Origin of the sequence: Empedobacter stercoris (assembly GCF_020281205.1) — a bacterium.
In the GTDB taxonomy this organism is placed as follows: Bacteria; Bacteroidota; Bacteroidia; order Flavobacteriales; family Weeksellaceae; genus Empedobacter; species Empedobacter stercoris.
Genome location: NZ_JACXZC010000007.1, coordinates 67,584 through 86,070, shown reverse-complemented (window position 1 = coordinate 86,070; position 18,487 = coordinate 67,584). Strand labels below are relative to the sequence as shown.

The window sequence follows — 18,487 nt, the reverse complement described above, 5'->3', positions numbered from 1 at the left end:
TTAGTAGACATAAAATAAAAACGTTACAGAAATTTTTGAGTTTTTAGCATTCCATTTCCAACCATATAGGCAAACTAAATTCTTCTAACAAATGAGCCAATTGATAATCTGTGTAGTTTTCTTTCGTTATCCAAGCCATTTCTTCTATTTCAGAAGCAATTTTAAGCGTTTTTAACGACTTCAATTTCACATGAAAAACATTTGCATGTACTTCTGTATTTTTCTCATTAACGGCAACAGAAGTGTGTTGTCCTAAAAACGAAACATCGTGCAGTAAAATATCGATATTAATTTCCTCTAAAAATTCGCGCCGAAGTGTTGCTAATAATTCTTCACCTTTTTCGCGTTTGCCTCCAACCATCTGAAAAAATTTCGAATTCTTTTTTCGAACAGCAAGCATTCTACCCTCTGCATCTGTTACCAATGCATTGACCAAATATATATGATTCATGTTATGCGTTATGCGTTATGCGTTATGCGTTATGCGTTATGCGTTATGCGTTATGCGTTATGCGTTATGCGTTATGCAAAAGTAAACGTAGAAAAGTTTAGAGCAAAAAAAAGCTCCACAATAAATTGTGAAGCTATAAAAGTTGGCGATCCGGACGGGACTCGAACCCGCGACCACTTGCGTGACAGGCAAGTATTCTAACCAACTGAACTACCGGATCAGTCTGTTTTTTTTTATTTATAATTTTCGTCGATCTAAAATAGAAAAAGAAATAGATGCGATCCGGACGGGACTCGAACCCGCGACCACTTGCGTGACAGGCAAGTATTCTAACCAACTGAACTACCGGATCAGAAAATTATAAATTAAATATATTTTTTATGAATTTTTATAAAAAATTGCGATCCGGACGGGACTCGAACCCGCGACCACTTGCGTGACAGGCAAGTATTCTAACCAGCTGAACTACCGGATCAGAAATTATAAAAAATATATTGTGTAAAAGAACGAAACTTTTTGCGATCCGGACGGGACTCGAACCCGCGACCACTTGCGTGACAGGCAAGTATTCTAACCAACTGAACTACCGGATCAAAATCTGTATTGATTTCGGATTGCAAATATAGGCGGTTTTCTGATAAAACCTAAACTTTTTTCTAAAAAAATCTCGGAAACTTTTCATCCGAGATTTTTTTATTTCATAATCAACGATTTAATCTATTATAAAATCGCATTTAATTTTTCTACTAATTGTTCTTTTGGAACAACTCCAACAACTTTATCTACAACTTCTCCGTCTTTGAAGAATAAAATTGTAGGAATGTTACGGATTCCGTATTTTGCAGCAACTTCTTGGTTTGTGTCTACATCAACTTTACCAATCACTGCTTTTCCTTGATATTCTGTAGCTAGCTCTTCCACAACTGGACCAACCATTCTACAAGGACCACACCAAACAGCCCAAAAATCAACCATTGCAGGTTTTCCTGACTCTATAATATCCGATGCAAATGATGCGTCTGTTACTTCTAATGCCATAATCTTATATTTTTTATCTAATCTTAAGTTTACAAATCTACATAAAATTTTATTGCAGAAAAATTCCTTTTATATTATCTGTCAATTACAAGATAAATGAAATGTATAATTAATTCAGTTTAAATGTAATCTCCTGTAATTCATCTAATTCTTTTAACAAATCTCGGCAAATATTTATTTTAATTTTACCTGCTGGCAAATCTAAATTATTCAAATAATCTTTTGGATCAATTAGTTGGATTTTCAATAATTTATCTCCTTGATATTTGTACATAATATCTGATAGTTTGGTAAAAGTTTCTTCCGAAAATGCTGGAACTTCAATCTTTACCGTCATTTTTTCGGCTTGTTTTTCTACAATTTCATTTAACAATAGAATATTCGTGATATTTTTATATACTCGCCCTTGCGTCACGTTTCCTTCTTTATCTTTGAATTCTTTTTTCGAGATATTCAATTTCAAATTCAAGAACATATTCTCTTGCATAAAGTGTCTATATTTCAAATAATCTCCTCCAAAAACCATAATATCCATGGAATCGGTATAATCACTGAACGTAAAAATACCAAATTCATTTCCATTTTTCGCAATTCGATGTTGAATATTTGACATCATTCCACAAATTGATACTTCTTTGTTGACAAAATTATCCTCGTTTGCATTAATATCCGAAATACTACAATTGGAAGCCATTTTCAGCTCATGTTTGAAATCATCTAATGGATGAGAAGAAATATAAATTCCAACCACTTCTTTTTCTTTTGATAAACGTTGCAACATGTTCCATTTCTCGCAATCAGGTAGCATTGGCACTACATCTTCTATCACAGAATCGCCACCAAAATCGCCAAATAAAGAGGTTTGAGCAGAGTTTTTTTGCTCTTGAAAATTTGCTCCGTATTTGATTAATTTTTCCAAATTAGTTGTCGTATTTTCGATATAAAAATAACGTCCACGATGAAATTCAAACGAATCAAAACCTCCAGCTAAAACTAAGTTTTCGATTGTTTTTTTGTTCACTGTTCGCAATTCGACACGTTTAACAAAGTCGTATATATCTTTGAACGGACCATTTGCTTCACGTTCAGAAATTATCGAGTTTACTGCGGCTTGCCCAACACCTTTTACAGCTCCCATTCCAAAACGAATCTCGTAATTTTCGTTTACATTAAATTTTGTAATGGATTCGTTAATATCTGGTCCAAGTACAGCTAATCCCATTCGCTTACACTCTTCCATAAAGAAGGTCACTTGCTTGATATCATTCATATTATTTGAAAGAACAGCCGCCATATATTCTGCTGGATAATGTGCTTTCAGATAAGCTGTTTGATACGCTACCCATGCATAACATGTTGAATGCGATTTGTTGAATGCATACGATGCGAAGGCTTCCCAGTCTGTCCAAACTTTTTCTAAAATCTTAGGATCATGCCCTTTTTCTGAAGCTTGCGCAACAAATTTTGGTTTCATTTTATCCAAGACAGCTTTTTGCTTTTTACCCATAGCTTTACGCAAAACGTCGGCATCACCTTTCGAGAATCCTGCTAATTTCTGCGAAAGTAACATTACTTGCTCCTGATAAACAGTAATCCCATAGGTTTCTGATAAATACTCTTCCATCGCATCCAAATCATAGGTAATCGGTTCCTCTCCATTTTTTCGACGAACGAAAGACGGAATATATTCAATTGGACCTGGACGATACAGGGCGTTCATGGCGATTAAATCTGCAAAAACAGTTGGACGAAGATCCTTCATATATTTTTGCATTCCAGGCGACTCGTATTGAAAAACTCCAACTGTTTCACCTCGTTGGAAAAGCTCATATGTTTTTTCGTCATCAATTGGAATTTCATCAGGATCAATCTCGATTCCTGTTCTTGCCTTCACTAACTTAATCGTATCTTTAATCAACGTTAAGGTCTTCAACCCCAAGAAGTCCATCTTCAATAATCCGGCACTTTCTGCAACCGAGTTATCAAATTGAGTCACATATAAATCTGAATCTTTGGCAGTTGTTACAGGAACGAAATTGGTGATATCATCTGGCGTAATAATCACTCCACACGCGTGAATACCCGTATTACGTACAGAACCTTCTAAGATTTTAGCTTGTTGAATAGTTTCAGCAGCTAAATCAGTTCCGTTTGATAAACGCTTTAATTCACTTACCGCATCAAATTCTTCTGGTTTTAAGGATCCTTTTAAGGCATTATCATCTAAATTGAAAATCTTTGCCAATTTCATATTTGGAATTAAACCTGCTACACGATTGGCATCAAATAATGGCAAATCCAATACACGTGCTGTATCTTTTATCGAAGATTTAGCCGCCATTGTTCCGTATGTGATAATTTGCGCTACTTGATTTGCTCCATATTTATCAATCACATAATCCATTACCAATGATCGTCCTTCATCATCAAAGTCGATATCGATATCGGGCATAGATACACGGTCTGGATTTAAGAAACGCTCAAAAAGTAAATCGTATTTTATCGGATCTAAATTGGTAATCCATAAACAATAAGCAACTGCTGATCCTGCCGCCGAACCACGACCTGGACCAACCGATACGCCCATTTTACGAGCTGCTGCGATGAAATCTTGTACAATCAAGAAATAACCAGGATAACCTGTTTTTTCAATTGTGGCTAATTCGAAATCCAAACGTTCTTTAATTTCGTCGGTCAATTCTGGGTAACGAATTTTTGCACCTTCGTAGGTTAAATGTTTTAAATAAGCATTCTCACCTCTTTTCCCTCCATCTTCATCATCTTCTGCGTGATGAAATTCTTCGGGAATATCAAATTTTGGAAGTAATACATCTCGATAAAGCGTGTATTCTTCTATCTTATCAACAATTTCTTGAATATTAATAATTGCTTCGGGAATGTCTTGAAACAATTGTTTCATTTCTGCTTCCGACTTAAAATAATATTCTTGATTTGGCAAACCAAAACGGAATCCACGACCACGACCAATAGGAGTCGATTGTTTCTCGGCATCTCGTACACACAACAAAATATCGTGGGCATTCGAATCGTCTTGGTTAATGTAATAGGTATTATTTGTTGCGACAACTTTTACATTGTGTTTGCGTGCAAAAGCAAGCAATGTTTGATTGACACGATCTTCATCTTCTTGACCATGACGCATCAATTCGATGTAAAAATCATCACCAAATTGCTCTTTCCACCAAAGCAAGGCCTCTTCGGCTTGTTTTTCACCAAGATTCAAAATTTTATTTGGAACTTCACCTTGCAAATTTCCAGATAAAACAATCAAATCTTCTTTATATTCTTCAATAATCGCTTTATCAATACGAGGCACATAGTAAAAACCATCTGTATATGCTTTCGACGCCATTTTTGCTAAATGATGATAACCATTTTTATTCTTTGCAAAAACAACGATTTGATAACCATTATCTTTTTTTGATTTATCTAAATGATTCTCACAAACAAAAAATTCCGAACCAATAATAGGTGTTATTAACACTTCAGTTGGTTCTTTTCCTTCTGCAATTAATTCTTCATTCTTTTCTTTTGCTGCTTTGTTATGATTTTGTACTTCTGCATTAAAATGAAATGCTCCCATCATATTTCCATGATCGGTCATTGCAACCGCAGGCATTTTATTTTTTGAAGCTGCAGCTACTAAATCTTTAACAGAAATCGTTGATTGTAAAATTGAGAATTGTGTATGATTATGTAAATGTGCAAATTTTGCTTTCTCAAACTGCGCTAAAACTTCTTCTGAAATTTCAACTACCTCATCACCTCCTTCTTCTTTCGCTTTTGCTTTTGCAATTTCTTGTGAAGCTTTCTTTAGATTGACATGATTTAATCCAATTGGTTGAATATTTGTTTGATTGATTTCATTAAATCGAACAAAATATTCATCTTCAACTTCTAATTCATTTTTTGTAAAAATACCTTTACGAATCAACTCAAAAAAACAACGTGTCGTTGCTTCCACATCCGCAGTTGCGTTGTGTGCTTCACCAAATGGAACACCAAAAAGATATTCATGCAATTCTGTTAACGTTGGTAATTTGTAACGACCACCACGACCACCAGGAAGTTTTAACAACTCTGCGGTAACTTCTGTACATGTATCCAAAACAGGTTTATCTGCTAAATTATTTTCATAATTCAGACGATAAAATTCGGCTCCCATAATGTTGATATCGAAACCTAAATTTTGTCCAACAATAAATTTAGCTTTACCTAAAACTTCATTGAATTTATCTAAAACTTCTTTTAATGGAACTCCTTTTTCGGTAGCTAAATCAGTTGAAATTCCGTGAATACGCTCAGAATCGTACGGAATATCAAAACCATCTGGACGAACCAAATAATCTTGATGTTCAATAATTTGCCCCATTTCATCGTGCAATTGCCAAGCGATTTGTATACATCGCGGCCAGTTGTCGGAATCAGAAATCGGTGCATTCCAATCTTTCGGAAGACCAGTTGTCTCTGTATCGTATATTAAGTACATTGAGTTTTCGTTTGAATCTGTAAATTTACGAAATCTTAAGAGAAGATTTTCTTAAGAAAAGTTAAGAATAAAACTAGATTTTAGAATCACTTTCAGATTTTGTTTTATTGAACTTGTTTATACTTTTCAATAAAATATAATTCGTCTAAGTTCTCGATACTAAAATCAACGATTTTCACTCGAAATGACGAAAGAAGTTAATATTATTATTAAAACAAAAAAGATGAACTTAATTCAGTTCATCTTTTTCTAAAATTTCTTCCGACTCAAAACTCATTTTAAGTTTGATGAGTTCGTCTTTAATATTTTCGAGACGTTTTACAACATCTATTTCATCTTTTGTTTTGACCACTCCTTTTTTACCAATTGCTTGTTTTGCACCATCGAGCGTATACCCTTTTATTTTGACCAAATAATAAATATTCTTGAAACATTGGATATCATCTTTAGTAAATAATCGATTACCTTTTGCATTCTTTTTAGGCTGAATTATTTCAAATTCTTTTTCCCAAAAACGAATCAATGATGCATTTACATCAAAAGCTTTGGCTACTTCGCCTATCGAATAATAAAGTTTGTCAGGAAGGTCTACATTCATTATCAGCGTTTAATCCAAAGATAATGACATTTTTTTAGAGTTTTGATAAATTTTAATAAAATCGTCTGGATCAACGTCATTATAGAAATACATAATTGGATCTACAGGTTCTCCATTTTTGTGAATTTCGTAATGTAAATGCGCTCCTGTCGATAAACCTGTCGATCCTACGTAACCAATCACATCACCTCTTTTCACTTTTTGTCCTCTACGAACTTTCGCACGTGTCATGTGAGCATACAAGCTTTCGTATCCATTTCCGTGTTTTAACACAACCATATTTCCATAACCCGAATTAAATTCAGATACTTTTACAGAACCATCTCCAGTTGCGTAAATTGGTGTTCCTGTAGCGGCAGCAAAGTCTAAACCTTTGTGCATTTTATTCACTTTTAAAATTGGATGAAAACGTGACCCAAAACCGGAAGCCAAACGATTTACATATTTATCTGCAACAGGTTTTAGAACTGGCATTGATGATAAATTAGCATCTTTTACACCCGCCAAACGAAAAACTTCGTCCAATGATTTTGATTCAGCTGCAATTTTTGCAACTAATTTTTCAATGTCTTCAGCTGTATAATTATCAATTTCATTATTTACAGAATCGATATTCTCATTGACACGCATATCATAAATCGTACGATAAATATTGCGATCTTTTTCTTCGATTTCTGTCAAGGCTTCTTCTACTTCTTTAAATTTTTTATGTAACTCTTGGTTTTCATTTTCCATTCTTTCCAGTTCAGCTAATAATTTGCTTTCGCTGTTTTTAAATTTCCCTGCTTTTGAAGCGAACTCAGAATCATTAAAATGATACCCAACCATACCAGCAGATATTGTCGATAAACATAAAAATAGTAAAACGTATAATGCTGTTTTAGGAGTTTTCTTCGCTCTTTTCTTCACCCAACTCATCAGAAATCTCACAGAATTATACTTATAGTTTTTATTTTCCATTACTTAACCAAGCTTTTATTATCTTTGTAAAACGTTTGCAAAGTAACGAATATTGTATGAGCAAACATGTTAATCAAATGATAAAAATAATTTAAATAAATGAAATCCAAAGATATAAGAAAAGAATTTTTGCATTTTTTTGAAACAAAAGGACACTCAATTGTCGACTCTGCACCTATTGTTTTGAAAGACGATCCGACATTAATGTTTAATAATTCGGGTATGGCACAATTCAAAGAATTCTTTTTAGGAAACGGAACTCCAAAAAGTAATCGTATCGCGGATACACAAAAATGTCTTCGTGTTTCTGGTAAACATAATGATTTGGACGATGTAGGAAAAGATACTTACCACCACACGATGTTCGAAATGTTAGGAAACTGGTCTTTTGGTGATTACTTCAAAAAAGAAGCAATTGCTTGGGCATGGGAATTACTAACAGAAAAATACGGAATTTCTAAAGATCAAATCTATGTAACTGTTTTTGAGGGTGACAAAAGTGATGGAACTTCTTTAGATGAAGAAGCATTAGAGCTTTGGAAACAACATATTGCGGAAGACCGAATTCTTTACGGAAATAAAAAAGATAATTTCTGGGAAATGGGTGATATTGGACCATGTGGACCTTGTTCTGAAATTCATATTGACATTCGACCAGAAGCAGATCGTTTAGCTGTTGATGGAAAATCTTTAGTTAATATGGATCATCCACAAGTAATCGAAATTTGGAACTTGGTATTTATGCAATATCAACGCAAAGCTGATGGCTCTTTAGAGTCTTTACCTGCTCGACATATCGATACAGGAATGGGATTTGAGCGTTTGGCAATGGTTTTACAAGGTAAATCATCTAACTACGACACTGATGTTTTTCAACCATTAATCCAAAAATTAGAAGAAATCTCTGGAGTAAAATATGATACAGCTGAAAAAACGGATATTGCAATTCGTGTTGTTGTAGACCATTTACGCGCTGTTTCTTTTGCAATTGCAGACGGACAATTACCTTCTAACACAGGTGCAGGATATGTTATACGCCGTATCTTACGTCGTGCTATTTCTTACGGATACCGTTTTTTAGGTCTTAACGAACCTTTTATCTATAAATTATATCCAATCTTGAAAGCTGAAATGGGTGAATTTTTCCCAGAATTAGTAAAACAAGAAACAATTGTAACAGGAGTTATTCGCGAAGAAGAGGCATCTTTCTTACGTACAATTGAACAAGGATTGAACAGATTAAATCAAATCATCGAGCAATTAGGAGATTCTAAAGTTGTACCTGGTGATGTGGTATTCGAACTGTATGATACTTTCGGTTTCCCTGCAGATTTATCTCGTATTGTTGCAGAAGATCATGGCTTCACAATTGACGAAGCTGGATTTGATGTTGAAATGGCAAAGCAAAAAGAACGTTCGAAAAAAGCAACAGCTTTGGTAACGGATGACTGGGTTATTTTGGATAATGCAGGCAATGAAACTTCTATCGCTTATGATAACACAGAAGCTGAAGTAAAAATTACACGTTACAGAAAAGTAAAAAATAAAAAAGGAGAATTTTTTCAATTGGTATTCAACCAAACGCCTTTCTATGCAGAATCAGGAGGACAAATTGGTGATACTGGATCAATTTCTACGTTAAACGAAACGATAGAAATTATCGATACAAAAAAGGAAAACAATTTAGTTATTCATTTCGTTGAAACTTTACCAGAAAATGTAAATGCTACTTTTAATGCTAAAGTAAATGTTGAAAAACGTAACGAAACAACTAAAAATCACTCCGCAACTCACTTAATGCACGAAGCGTTACGCGAAGTTTTAGGAACTCATGTTGAACAAAAAGGTTCTTATGTTGGTGATGATTATTTACGTTTTGACTTTTCTCATTTCTCTAAAATGACAGATGAAGAATTGGCAATTGTTGAACAAAAAGTAAATGATAAAATTGCAGATGCTTTACCATTAATCGAAAAAAGAGATTGTGATATCAACGAAGCTATCGCTGACGGAGCAATGGCATTATTCGGTGAAAAATACGGTGATAAAGTTCGTGTAATTCGTTTTGGTTCATCTATCGAGTTATGTGGTGGAACGCATGTAAAAAACACAGCTGATATTCGATTATTCAGAATTTTATCTGAATCTTCTACTGCAGCAGGTATTCGTCGTATCGAAGCAATTACATCTAACAAAGCAATCGAAGCTTACAAAGAGGCGGAGAAAAACTACAATGATGTTTTAGCTGCTCTTAAAACGAAAAATGATGCGGTAAAAGCTGTTCAACATTTATTGGATGAAAATGCTGAATTGAAAAAACAATTAGAATCTTTTGTTGCGCAACAAGCTGCGGCTGAAAAAGCAACTTGGAAAACAGCTGTTCAAACTATCAACGGCGTTAATTTCTTAGCTGTAAAAACAAATTTAGATACAAATGCTGCAAAACAAAATGCAATTGATTTAACAAAAGAAATCGAAAATGCATTTATAGTTGTGGGAACTAATGATACTGTAAAACCATCTATCACCATTTCGATTGCAAAAAATCTTGTGGATGAAAAAGGGTATAATGCAGGGCAAATTGTAAAAGAAATTGCAAAACACATCAACGGTGGTGGAGGTGGACAACCTTTCTTAGCTACTGCAGGTGGTAAAGAGGTTTCTGGATTGGATGCTGCGCTTAAACAAGCAGAAGATTTTGTAAAATAATCTTTTCCGAAAAATAGACTCAAAAAGCGACTTGTATACAAGTCGCTTTTTTTATTTTTATAACACTTAAATAAAATTAACACTTAAATTCTTTTTATCTTGAAAGACATCAAATTATTGATTGCTGTATGCATAGTTGCGATTGTTTGGGGCACAACTTTTCTCGGAATTCGTGTAGCTGTAGAAACAATTCCTGGATGGTTTGTTGCTGGAATTCGTCAATTTTTAGCCGGAATTATTATGTTAATCATTTTAATTTCGAAAAAAGAATTAAAATGGATTGGATGGAAAAACCTATCTTATCAACTTATTTTTTCTACGCTTATGCTAATCGGAGCAAATGGGTTAACGACAGTTGCAGAAGAAAATTTATCAAGTAGTTTAGCAGCATTAATTAGCGCTACTTCTCCTATTCTCGTTTTTTTAGGAAGTATTTTTATTGGTTTACAAAAATTTAGTTACCGCGGATTTTTAGGTGTTTTACTTTGTTTTGGTGGAGTAATTTTTATTTTTTGGGATGGAATTCAAGAATTAGCAAATCCAGAATTTAGAACTGGAATTATTTTGCTTTTTTGTGCGATTACAGGCTGGGCATCAGGAACTATTTTCACGAAGAAAATGAATATTCAATCTAAGAATATTTCATTAAACCTCTTTTACCAATTTATGTTTGCTGGAATTGTCCAAATTATTTTTGCTTTAGTTTTTACAGAAAATTATAATTTCGAGAATTGGAGTATAAAAGGTATCTCTGCAATGATTTATTTAGCAATTTTTGGCTCTGTTATCACATTTTTCTCATTTCATTATGCATTAACAAAAATTTCTCCAATACAAGTTTCAATCCTCTCCTATTTTAACACAATTATTGCCATTATCTTAGGTTGGTTAATTTTAGACGAAGAAATTTCAATTAAATTTATATTTGCTACAATTCTAATTATTTGTGGGGTTTTTATAACAAATTACAAACCTGAAATGTTTAAAAATAAACGATTAAAAACTAATTAAAATAAAAAAGCGAGATTTTATCTCGCTTTTTTATTAGTCTTTAATTCCATTAAAAATATATTGTAAAATTGGATTAATTTCTGGGTTTTCAAGATGTTTCTTGAAAATTTTTGTGTAATACTTTGGTTTATTAATCATTCTTCGTTCTACTAACTCATCAATCGTATCAATATATTCTACTGATGTTTTACCAATTAATAAATTATCCAAAGAACGTCCTTGATCAACATAGTTCAAAATTGTTTTTAAACCTTTTAAATAAAGCGCATCTTTCGTGAAACCACCACCTCGATACACACGAGTTGACAAATAAAAAGCATCTTCTGCTTGCATTTTATATTCTTCCATCAATGTCATAAATGTTTCGTTGAAAGATTTTCCGTTTGTCAACATATGAACTGCCATTACGCGTAAACCAAGTTCCCTCAATCGGCTATGATTAATAGAATCAGAATAATATTCACTTAAAATCGCTAAACCTTCTTGCGTTAACGTATTAACAGGTAAACCAATGCTAAATATTTTTAATGGTTGATCCAATGCATTCATCGTCGTCACCATATGTACACCAATTTCGTGTTCAATTAAACCATTTGTAAAACGTTTATCGAATTTTACACCTCGTTTAATTACCACTTTTTTCTTGCTGTTAATCACAAGCGCTTTTGATGCAATATCATCCGAAACTTCAATATCAAACTTGAAACCGTAATCATTTGTTGCATTTCTAAATAAATTTACAACTTCTTCTTCGGTATAATCACCTTGTTTATCCATTCTAAATTCAGGACAATACAGTATGAAATTCGCATTTTCGATATCTTTTTTAGTTGGTTCACCAAAATAACGCAACGAATTGTACAAGAATTTATCTGTCCCAAGATTTGCCAACAAATCTACCTTATCAAAATAGGCATTGATAGTATTCATGTACATGTTTTGAATACTGATATCATTGATTTTTTCGACTTTAATATTTGATAATTTTCGTTTAAATTCGAATGGATCAATATTTAGAGGATTGTACTTAAATTGAGGTTCGTATGTATATTTAGAAGCCAAGAATTTCTTTTTTTCAAACTCTAAGTTTATTGGATTGATAACACTTAACAATTCAAAATTCTGAACCAATTGATACAATTGTTTGTCAATTTTCACCAAATCAGATTCCAATTCGTTGTGCAGAATATTCACTTGTTTTGATCCTACTTTATAGGTTGTTTCTGTTTTTACGAATTCATAAGCATGATTTAAAATCGCCGATTTAAACCCTTCTTTTATTTGATTGATAATTTCGGGGAAAGATTCTCCCGTCAATTCATCACAATAAATTTTAGAAACCTCTGTTGCTAATACCAATGTATTTTTGAAATTAGTTGTCACAAATTCTAACAAATAACCACGTCCGTAAAAAACATCGTTTATAGCCGAATAATTATGAATATTTTCTATTTCAATATTTGCCAATTCATCGCGCCAACTTTCAACATATTTTCCATAACGTTCGTTATCGATACGTTCAGCTCCAATATTAAAAACAGGAACTGGACGATCCCAACGCTTCCAGTTGTAAGAATGAATATCGTATACCAAACACGATTTAAACTTAGATTCGAGCTTACTGATTAAAGCTTGTAAAACTTCGTAAAAAGCATGGTGTTTTGCACTACTTTTTTGTTTTTGAGAAATAGATAAAGGCTCTTTCCAAACTTGTTTTCCCCAAGCTTCTTCGTACACAGCATTTTCTGGACCACGGTTTAAATCGTATTCAAATCGAGAATCACAACCTTGAATTAAGATTGGGAAAGTTTCTACAAACTCGGCTGTATGAGGATCTTCTTCGTACCAACGCTCGTAATTACTCAATAAACATTTTTCTCGAATATCTTCGCGCATTTGTCCACCATCGTGAATGGCAGCACAAACGTAAGGAATGTATTCGTCAATTTTTATTTTGAATGAGTCGTCTTCTGCATAAGCTTCAAATACAATTTCGTTCTCAATATTATCTAATATTTGCTGTATACTTAAGGATTTCATGCTTTAAATTCTTTATATTTCTCCAATAACATTGATACAATTTGTTTCTGTATCTCGTTGTTATTGTTTACATTGTTATGAGGGACAATTCCCCCAGGACTTACGACATTTAATTCAACCATTTTTCCGTTAATCAAATCGATTCCGCAAAAATAAATTCCATCTTCATTTAATTGTTTCCCTATTTTACGGCACAATTCTAATTCATGCTCACTCATATCATGTTTAATTGCAGAACCACCAGCCGAAATATTAGAACGGTGATCACCATCTGCAGGCACACGCATAATAGCGCCAATAGGTTCTCCATTAATCACAATTGCACGAACGTCTCCTTTTTCTGCACCTTCAATATAATTTTGACAAATAATAGGTTGAGAAATTCCAGAATGATTGACATAAAAATCGCAAATCGAGCTTAAGTTACCAATATTTTTTCGTTCGAAAAGAATTACACCTTTACCTCCCATTCCATCTAATGGTTTGATGATAAATTTTTCGAATTTATTTTCTTCAACAAACGATTTAATTAAATCGATATCTTTCGTAATAAGCGTTTGAGGAACAATTGTTTCCTGACCATCATCAAAAGAAGCAGCGTATATTTTGTTATTTGCTTTACGTAAACCAGAAATTTTATTGACGAAAAAAACTTTATCTTCGATCAATTCTAACATGTTCAATAAAAGCGGATCAATTGGTGGATCGGCTCTCATAAAAATCATATCAAACTCGGTTAAATCTTTGATACTACTTTCAAATTTCATGGTGTGATAAAATTCTACACAATCCGTTGTGTCTGTAGTAATCATCTTTCTGCAGTTACCTACAACTTTGCCTTTGGCAATAGAGATATCTTTTTTTGTTAAATAGGATACTTCAAAACCACGATCTACGCATTCTTTAATAATTCGCATAGTGGTATCTTTTCCTGGTTCAACCTTGTCCCAAGGATACATTACGAAGCATATTTTCATATAAATATAAAGGGTATTAAAATCAATGCAATAATAACTAAAAGTTTGATATAAAAAATGCTCTACAAAAAATTATAGAATATTTATTTTTATTCTATGAAAGGTATTGATTTTTAGCAATTAATAAAAGAAAAGGGTGATTGATTTTTCAATTTCAATCACCCTTAGGTTGGTAAACTATAAACTATTTATTTCGTAAACGATCAATTGTTTCCTGAACTTTTGGGTCATCAGCTTTTACACTGTAGTAATTTGCTATTTTTCCATTTTGATCAAGAACTAAATATCTCGGTATCCAATTTAGATCAATCCCTGTGCCAAAATTACCCTTCCAATTGTTTCCTAAGTAAAAGTGTTGACCCTCAATTTGATATTTTTCAATTCCATTTTTCCAAGCTTCTTCAGACTTATCCATTGAGAGATAAACAAATGTTACATCAGGATTTTTTTCGTGTAATTTTTTCAACGAGGACATATTTTTGATACAATCTCCACACCAAGTTGCCCATAAATCTATCAAAACAATTTTACCTTTATTGTTCGAAACAATTTTTTCGATGGTTACTGAATTTCCTTCCAAATCAACTACGCTATCTTGTAAAGCTGCTGCAGGAAATTCAGTTTTCATTAGTGTTGGAATTTTCTGAGAAAAGGCATTCATCCCAACAAATAATATTAAAACGCTAATTATTTTTTTCATGATAATTTTTTATCGATTTCATGTCTTTTCAAAACCTATACCAATTTAGTAGATTTTAAAGCGAAGTTAAATATTTATTCCGAATGATTGTAAAAAGATGTAATTTTGTTGCATGCAAAAATATCTGATTATTGGGCTAGGAAATATTGGAGCTCAATACGAAAATACGCGTCATAATATTGGTTTCAAGGTGGTTGAAGAAGTTGCTAAAAAAACTGGAGCAAAATTTTCTCCTTCTAATTTTGGCGATGTAGCACAATTTAAATATAAAGCGAGACCTGTGACGTTATTAAAACCAAATACTTATATGAATTTGAGTGGGGATGCAGTTCGTTTTTGGATGAAAAAAGAAAATATATCGTTAGAAAATATATTTGTCATCACCGATGATTTGAATTTACCATTTGGAACAATTCGTATGCGTGGAAAAGGAAGCGACGGTGGGCACAATGGTTTAAAAGATATACAGAACAAAGTTGGTGGTCAAAATTATGCGAGATTACGCTTTGGTGTAGGAAACGAATTTTCGGAAGGCAGACAAGTTGATTATGTTTTAGGAGAATGGTCAGCAGAAGAAAACGAAAAAATGAATGAACGATTAAATTTGGCTGCAGATGCTGTTTTATCGTTTATTTTTCAAGGATTAAGTAACACAATGAATCAATATAATGGTAAATAAAATTTTAGGAATCGCAATGATTACAGGAACTCTATTTTTAGGGTCTTGTGCAAATAGTTCAACTATAACTCATGAAAAACAAGCTAAAATAGAAGAAATAACTTCTACATTAGACAATGCTTCGGAGGTTAATTTGAAGAACAAAAAGAATGTTTTGTTAGACGTTCGTACACCAGAAGAGTTTGCTGAAGGTCATGTCCCTGGTGCAATTAACATCGATGTAAAAAATCCTAATTTCGAAGAAGAAATTCAAAAATTAGATCCAAAGAAAAATTATTACATCTATTGTAAATCTGGCGTTCGTGCAAAATTAGCAACAGAAAAAATGCAAGAAAAAGGGTTCAGTAATGCAAACAATTTCAAGGATGGAATGTCAACTTACAAAGGAACTGTAGCAAAATAATGGAAGGATTTCGTCCCGAAATATTAAAAGAAATTGTCACAACTAAAATGCCTTTCGGTAAATACGAAGGGCGTTTGTTGTGCGATTTACCTGTATCTTATCTTGAATGGTTTGTAGGAAAAGGTGGATTTCCGAAAGGAAAATTAGGCGTTTTATTATCGACTGTTTACGAAATAAAATTAAACGGATTAGAAGACATTATCTACGAATTGAAACGTCAATTTGGTTGAGTTTCCCATTCATAAAAATTTGCATCATCGCGCAGTATAAATCCAGCACTTGGATATAATGAATTTCCAATATGATTTGTAACACTGGTTTCTAACAACATTGCGCAAGCATCAGTTTTTATGCATAATTTTTTTGCTTGATCAATCAATTCTCTTGAAAAACCTTGTCCGCGAAATTCTGGCGAAACAAATAAATCGTTTAAAATCCAGAAACGTTTCATTCGAGTTGATGAAAATAAGGGATACAATTGTACAAAACCAACTGCATTCTCTTTTTCGTCAAAAGCCAAATAAATCACCGATTCGTTATTGGCAATTCTCTCTAACAAAAATTCTTTTGCACCTTCAACATCACTTTTTTTATCATAAAATTGACGATACGCATCAAATAAAGGAACTATTTCTTCTAAATTATTTATAGAGGCTTGTTTTGTCATGATTTTTAAATTTTCGATAAATTATTATAACATATAAGATTAGAAATGCTAAAAAAGCTATAATAATAAAATAATTTCTTTTATTATGAATAGATTTTGAAATTAAAATTTGATTGCCTTTCTCTAGCTGAATGATAGAAATTGTATTTTGATTTTTATCAATTCCTTCATTATAAATTTTTACAAAGTCACCAATTTTTAAATCATGTATTATTGATTGATAATTATTTGAAAATCTTTCAAAATAAGAATATTTATTGTTATCATTTTTAACTTTCAGGTAGAATACATCATTTTTGGTTGTAATACCTCTATGAGAAGTGCTTTTATAAATTCTTTCTGTTATTCCCATTTCAGATATTATACCTTGATTCAATTTAATATCATTTTCAGATTTGGTGATGTCTTTTATTAAGCTGAAAATAATGAATACAAATACAATTGGTAAAAAACTAATACCTAACCATCTTATTAAATTAGAAATTCTCACATTTTCAAATTAAATTCATCCATACAAATTACTTCCATCCAAATATTCCCAAACTTTATTAGGTAACATTGGTTTGATATTTTTTTCATCTTTGATTGCATTTCGTATAAATGTAGACGAAATTTCCATCAAAGGCGCTTCGACCATTTCGACATTGTCAAAATTTTCTTCTTGGGAATAACCAGGACGCGGATAAACATAAAATTGGTAATCGCGCATTAAAATCTCAGCATTTTTCCATTTCGAAATTCCATCCAAATTATCAGAACCCATAATTAATGCAAATTCGTGTTCAGGGAATTTTTCTTTCAGATGAATTAACGTATCAATCGTATAAGATGGTTTTGGTAACGTAAATTCAATATTGGATGCACGTAGATTAGGATAATCTTTAATCGCTAATTCAACCATTTCTAATCGGTCGTATTCATTTGCCAACGAACTCTTTTTCTTCAATGGGTTTTGAGGCGAAACAACAAACCAAACCTGATCCAAATCGGTGAATTGTTGAAAATGATTGGCAATAATTAAATGTCCGACATGAATAGGATTGAATGATCCAAAATATAAACCGACCTTCATAAAATTGATTTTTTAGAAAAACAAAAATACGATAATTGTAGAATAAAAAAATCCAGCCGAAGCTGGATGATATGATTTAGAATTTCATTAACTCTTTATATAGCTTGTGCGTTGGCAATCCCATTACATTAAAATAACTACCATTCATATTATCAACACCAATGTAGCCAATCCATTCTTGCACACCGTATGCACCGGCTTTATCGAAAGGTTTGTAATTGTCGATATAAAAATAAATTTCTTCATCTGTTAAATCTGCAAAAGTAACTTGGGTTTCGTCAGAAAACGTGACTTCTTTTTTTATAGAGCGAATGGTAACCGATGTGTAAACAGAATGTGTTTTTCCGCTTAATTTTTTAATCATCTCGTAAGCTTCTTCTCTATTCGAAGCTTTTTCTAACGATTCATCATCTACCCAAACCGTTGTATCCGATGTAATAATTAAATCATTTGGTTCAATTGCTGTATAAGCTTTTGCTTTTTTTGCAGAAAGATAATCGGTGATTTGAGCTTTCTTCAATTCGTTGCGATCAAAAGTTTCGTCAATATCCAATGAAATTGTTGAAAACTGTAATCCTAATCCTGCTAAAAGTTCTTTTCTTCTTGGCGATTGTGATGCCAGAATGATAGTGGTATCTTTAAATTTTTCGGTTAATAACATTTTAAATTCCT

At 32.6% G+C, this 18,487-nt stretch carries 17 protein-coding genes and 4 tRNA genes; 5 read left to right on the top strand and 16 right to left on the bottom strand.

Going from position 1 to position 18,487, the window contains the following annotated elements:
- Positions 1-43: 43 nt before the first annotated feature.
- From IF125_RS05320 to IF125_RS05280, 9 genes are all read right to left on the bottom strand, one after another.
- A complete protein-coding gene (locus tag IF125_RS05320) occupies positions 44-451 on the bottom strand; it encodes an NUDIX hydrolase (RefSeq protein ID WP_188319570.1) in 408 nt (135 codons plus the stop codon).
- A 143-nt stretch (positions 452-594) separates the two neighbouring features.
- Positions 595-671 (bottom strand) — tRNA-Asp (locus IF125_RS05315).
- 58 nt (positions 672-729) lie between these two features.
- Positions 730-803 (bottom strand) — tRNA-Asp (locus tag IF125_RS05310).
- A gap of 49 nt (positions 804-852) precedes the next feature.
- Positions 853-926 (bottom strand) — tRNA-Asp (locus tag IF125_RS05305).
- Between the two features lie 44 nt (positions 927-970).
- Positions 971-1,044, bottom strand: a tRNA-Asp gene (locus tag IF125_RS05300).
- Positions 1,045-1,171: 127 nt separating this feature from the next.
- The gene (gene trxA, locus IF125_RS05295; protein WP_038331009.1) at positions 1,172-1,489 is read right to left on the bottom strand and encodes a thioredoxin; all 318 of its coding nucleotides are present in this window, start codon (positions 1,487-1,489) and stop codon (positions 1,172-1,174) included.
- A 109-nt stretch (positions 1,490-1,598) separates the two neighbouring features.
- A complete protein-coding gene (gene dnaE, locus IF125_RS05290) occupies positions 1,599-5,999 on the bottom strand; it encodes a DNA polymerase III subunit alpha (RefSeq protein ID WP_225541765.1) in 4,401 nt (1,466 codons plus the stop codon).
- Positions 6,000-6,228: 229 nt separating this feature from the next.
- Positions 6,229-6,597, bottom strand: a complete 369-nt coding sequence (locus tag IF125_RS05285) for a MerR family transcriptional regulator (protein ID WP_171622543.1) — start codon at positions 6,595-6,597, stop codon at positions 6,229-6,231.
- A 9-nt stretch (positions 6,598-6,606) separates the two neighbouring features.
- Positions 6,607-7,557 carry a M23 family metallopeptidase gene (locus tag IF125_RS05280; protein ID WP_171622544.1) on the bottom strand — a complete coding sequence of 317 codons (951 nt, stop codon included), beginning with the start codon at positions 7,555-7,557 and terminating at the stop codon, positions 6,607-6,609.
- A 99-nt stretch (positions 7,558-7,656) separates the two neighbouring features.
- Between IF125_RS05280 and alaS the strand changes: the two genes are divergently transcribed.
- Entirely contained in the window at positions 7,657-10,266 is a 2,610-nt protein-coding gene (alaS, locus tag IF125_RS05275) for an alanine--tRNA ligase (RefSeq protein WP_225541764.1), read from the top strand.
- Between the two features lie 99 nt (positions 10,267-10,365).
- The gene (locus tag IF125_RS05270; protein WP_225541763.1) at positions 10,366-11,277 is read left to right on the top strand and encodes a DMT family transporter; all 912 of its coding nucleotides are present in this window, start codon (positions 10,366-10,368) and stop codon (positions 11,275-11,277) included.
- Between the two features lie 33 nt (positions 11,278-11,310).
- Here IF125_RS05270 and IF125_RS05265 read toward each other — a convergent pair whose 3' ends face one another.
- The 3 genes from IF125_RS05265 to IF125_RS05255 all read right to left on the bottom strand — a co-directional run bounded on the left by IF125_RS05265 (position 11,311) and on the right by IF125_RS05255 (position 14,994).
- Complete coding sequence (locus IF125_RS05265; RefSeq protein WP_171622546.1) at positions 11,311-13,317, bottom strand: flavohemoglobin expression-modulating QEGLA motif protein; 2,007 nt, start codon at positions 13,315-13,317, stop codon at positions 11,311-11,313.
- Positions 13,314-14,294 (bottom strand): glutathione synthase, encoded by a 981-nt coding sequence (gshB, locus tag IF125_RS05260; protein ID WP_225541762.1) that lies wholly within the window; start codon positions 14,292-14,294, stop codon positions 13,314-13,316. Before gshB ends, IF125_RS05265 begins: the two co-directional genes overlap by 4 nt.
- A 184-nt stretch (positions 14,295-14,478) precedes the next feature.
- Complete coding sequence (locus tag IF125_RS05255; RefSeq protein ID WP_225541761.1) at positions 14,479-14,994, bottom strand: TlpA family protein disulfide reductase; 516 nt, start codon at positions 14,992-14,994, stop codon at positions 14,479-14,481.
- A gap of 112 nt (positions 14,995-15,106) precedes the next feature.
- Between IF125_RS05255 and pth the strand changes: the two genes are divergently transcribed.
- The 3 genes from pth to IF125_RS05240 are packed head-to-tail and all read left to right on the top strand — an operon-like array spanning position 15,107 to position 16,306.
- Entirely contained in the window at positions 15,107-15,673 is a 567-nt protein-coding gene (gene pth, locus IF125_RS05250; RefSeq protein ID WP_171622549.1) for an aminoacyl-tRNA hydrolase, read from the top strand.
- Positions 15,663-16,076, top strand: a complete 414-nt coding sequence (locus tag IF125_RS05245; RefSeq protein ID WP_225532377.1) for a rhodanese-like domain-containing protein — start codon at positions 15,663-15,665, stop codon at positions 16,074-16,076. The genes pth and IF125_RS05245 overlap by 11 nt, the downstream gene beginning before the upstream one ends.
- Positions 16,076-16,306, top strand: a complete 231-nt coding sequence (locus IF125_RS05240; RefSeq protein ID WP_114998729.1) for a DUF3820 family protein — start codon at positions 16,076-16,078, stop codon at positions 16,304-16,306. The genes IF125_RS05245 and IF125_RS05240 overlap by 1 nt, the downstream gene beginning before the upstream one ends.
- Here IF125_RS05240 and IF125_RS05235 read toward each other — a convergent pair.
- The 4 genes from IF125_RS05235 to IF125_RS05220 form a co-directional block, all read right to left on the bottom strand.
- A complete protein-coding gene (locus tag IF125_RS05235) occupies positions 16,294-16,743 on the bottom strand; it encodes a GNAT family N-acetyltransferase (RefSeq protein WP_225541760.1) in 450 nt (149 codons plus the stop codon). The genes IF125_RS05240 and IF125_RS05235 overlap by 13 nt on opposite strands.
- Entirely contained in the window at positions 16,718-17,233 is a 516-nt protein-coding gene (locus IF125_RS05230) for a hypothetical protein (protein WP_225541759.1), read from the bottom strand. The genes IF125_RS05235 and IF125_RS05230 overlap by 26 nt, the downstream gene beginning before the upstream one ends.
- A 15-nt stretch (positions 17,234-17,248) precedes the next feature.
- On the bottom strand, positions 17,249-17,815 hold the full coding sequence (nadD, locus tag IF125_RS05225; protein WP_171622552.1) for a nicotinate (nicotinamide) nucleotide adenylyltransferase: 567 nt from the start codon (positions 17,813-17,815) through the stop codon (positions 17,249-17,251).
- Positions 17,816-17,891: 76 nt separating this feature from the next.
- Positions 17,892-18,476 (bottom strand): Maf family nucleotide pyrophosphatase, encoded by a 585-nt coding sequence (locus IF125_RS05220; RefSeq protein ID WP_171622553.1) that lies wholly within the window; start codon positions 18,474-18,476, stop codon positions 17,892-17,894.
- Between the last annotated feature and the right edge of the window lie 11 nt (positions 18,477-18,487).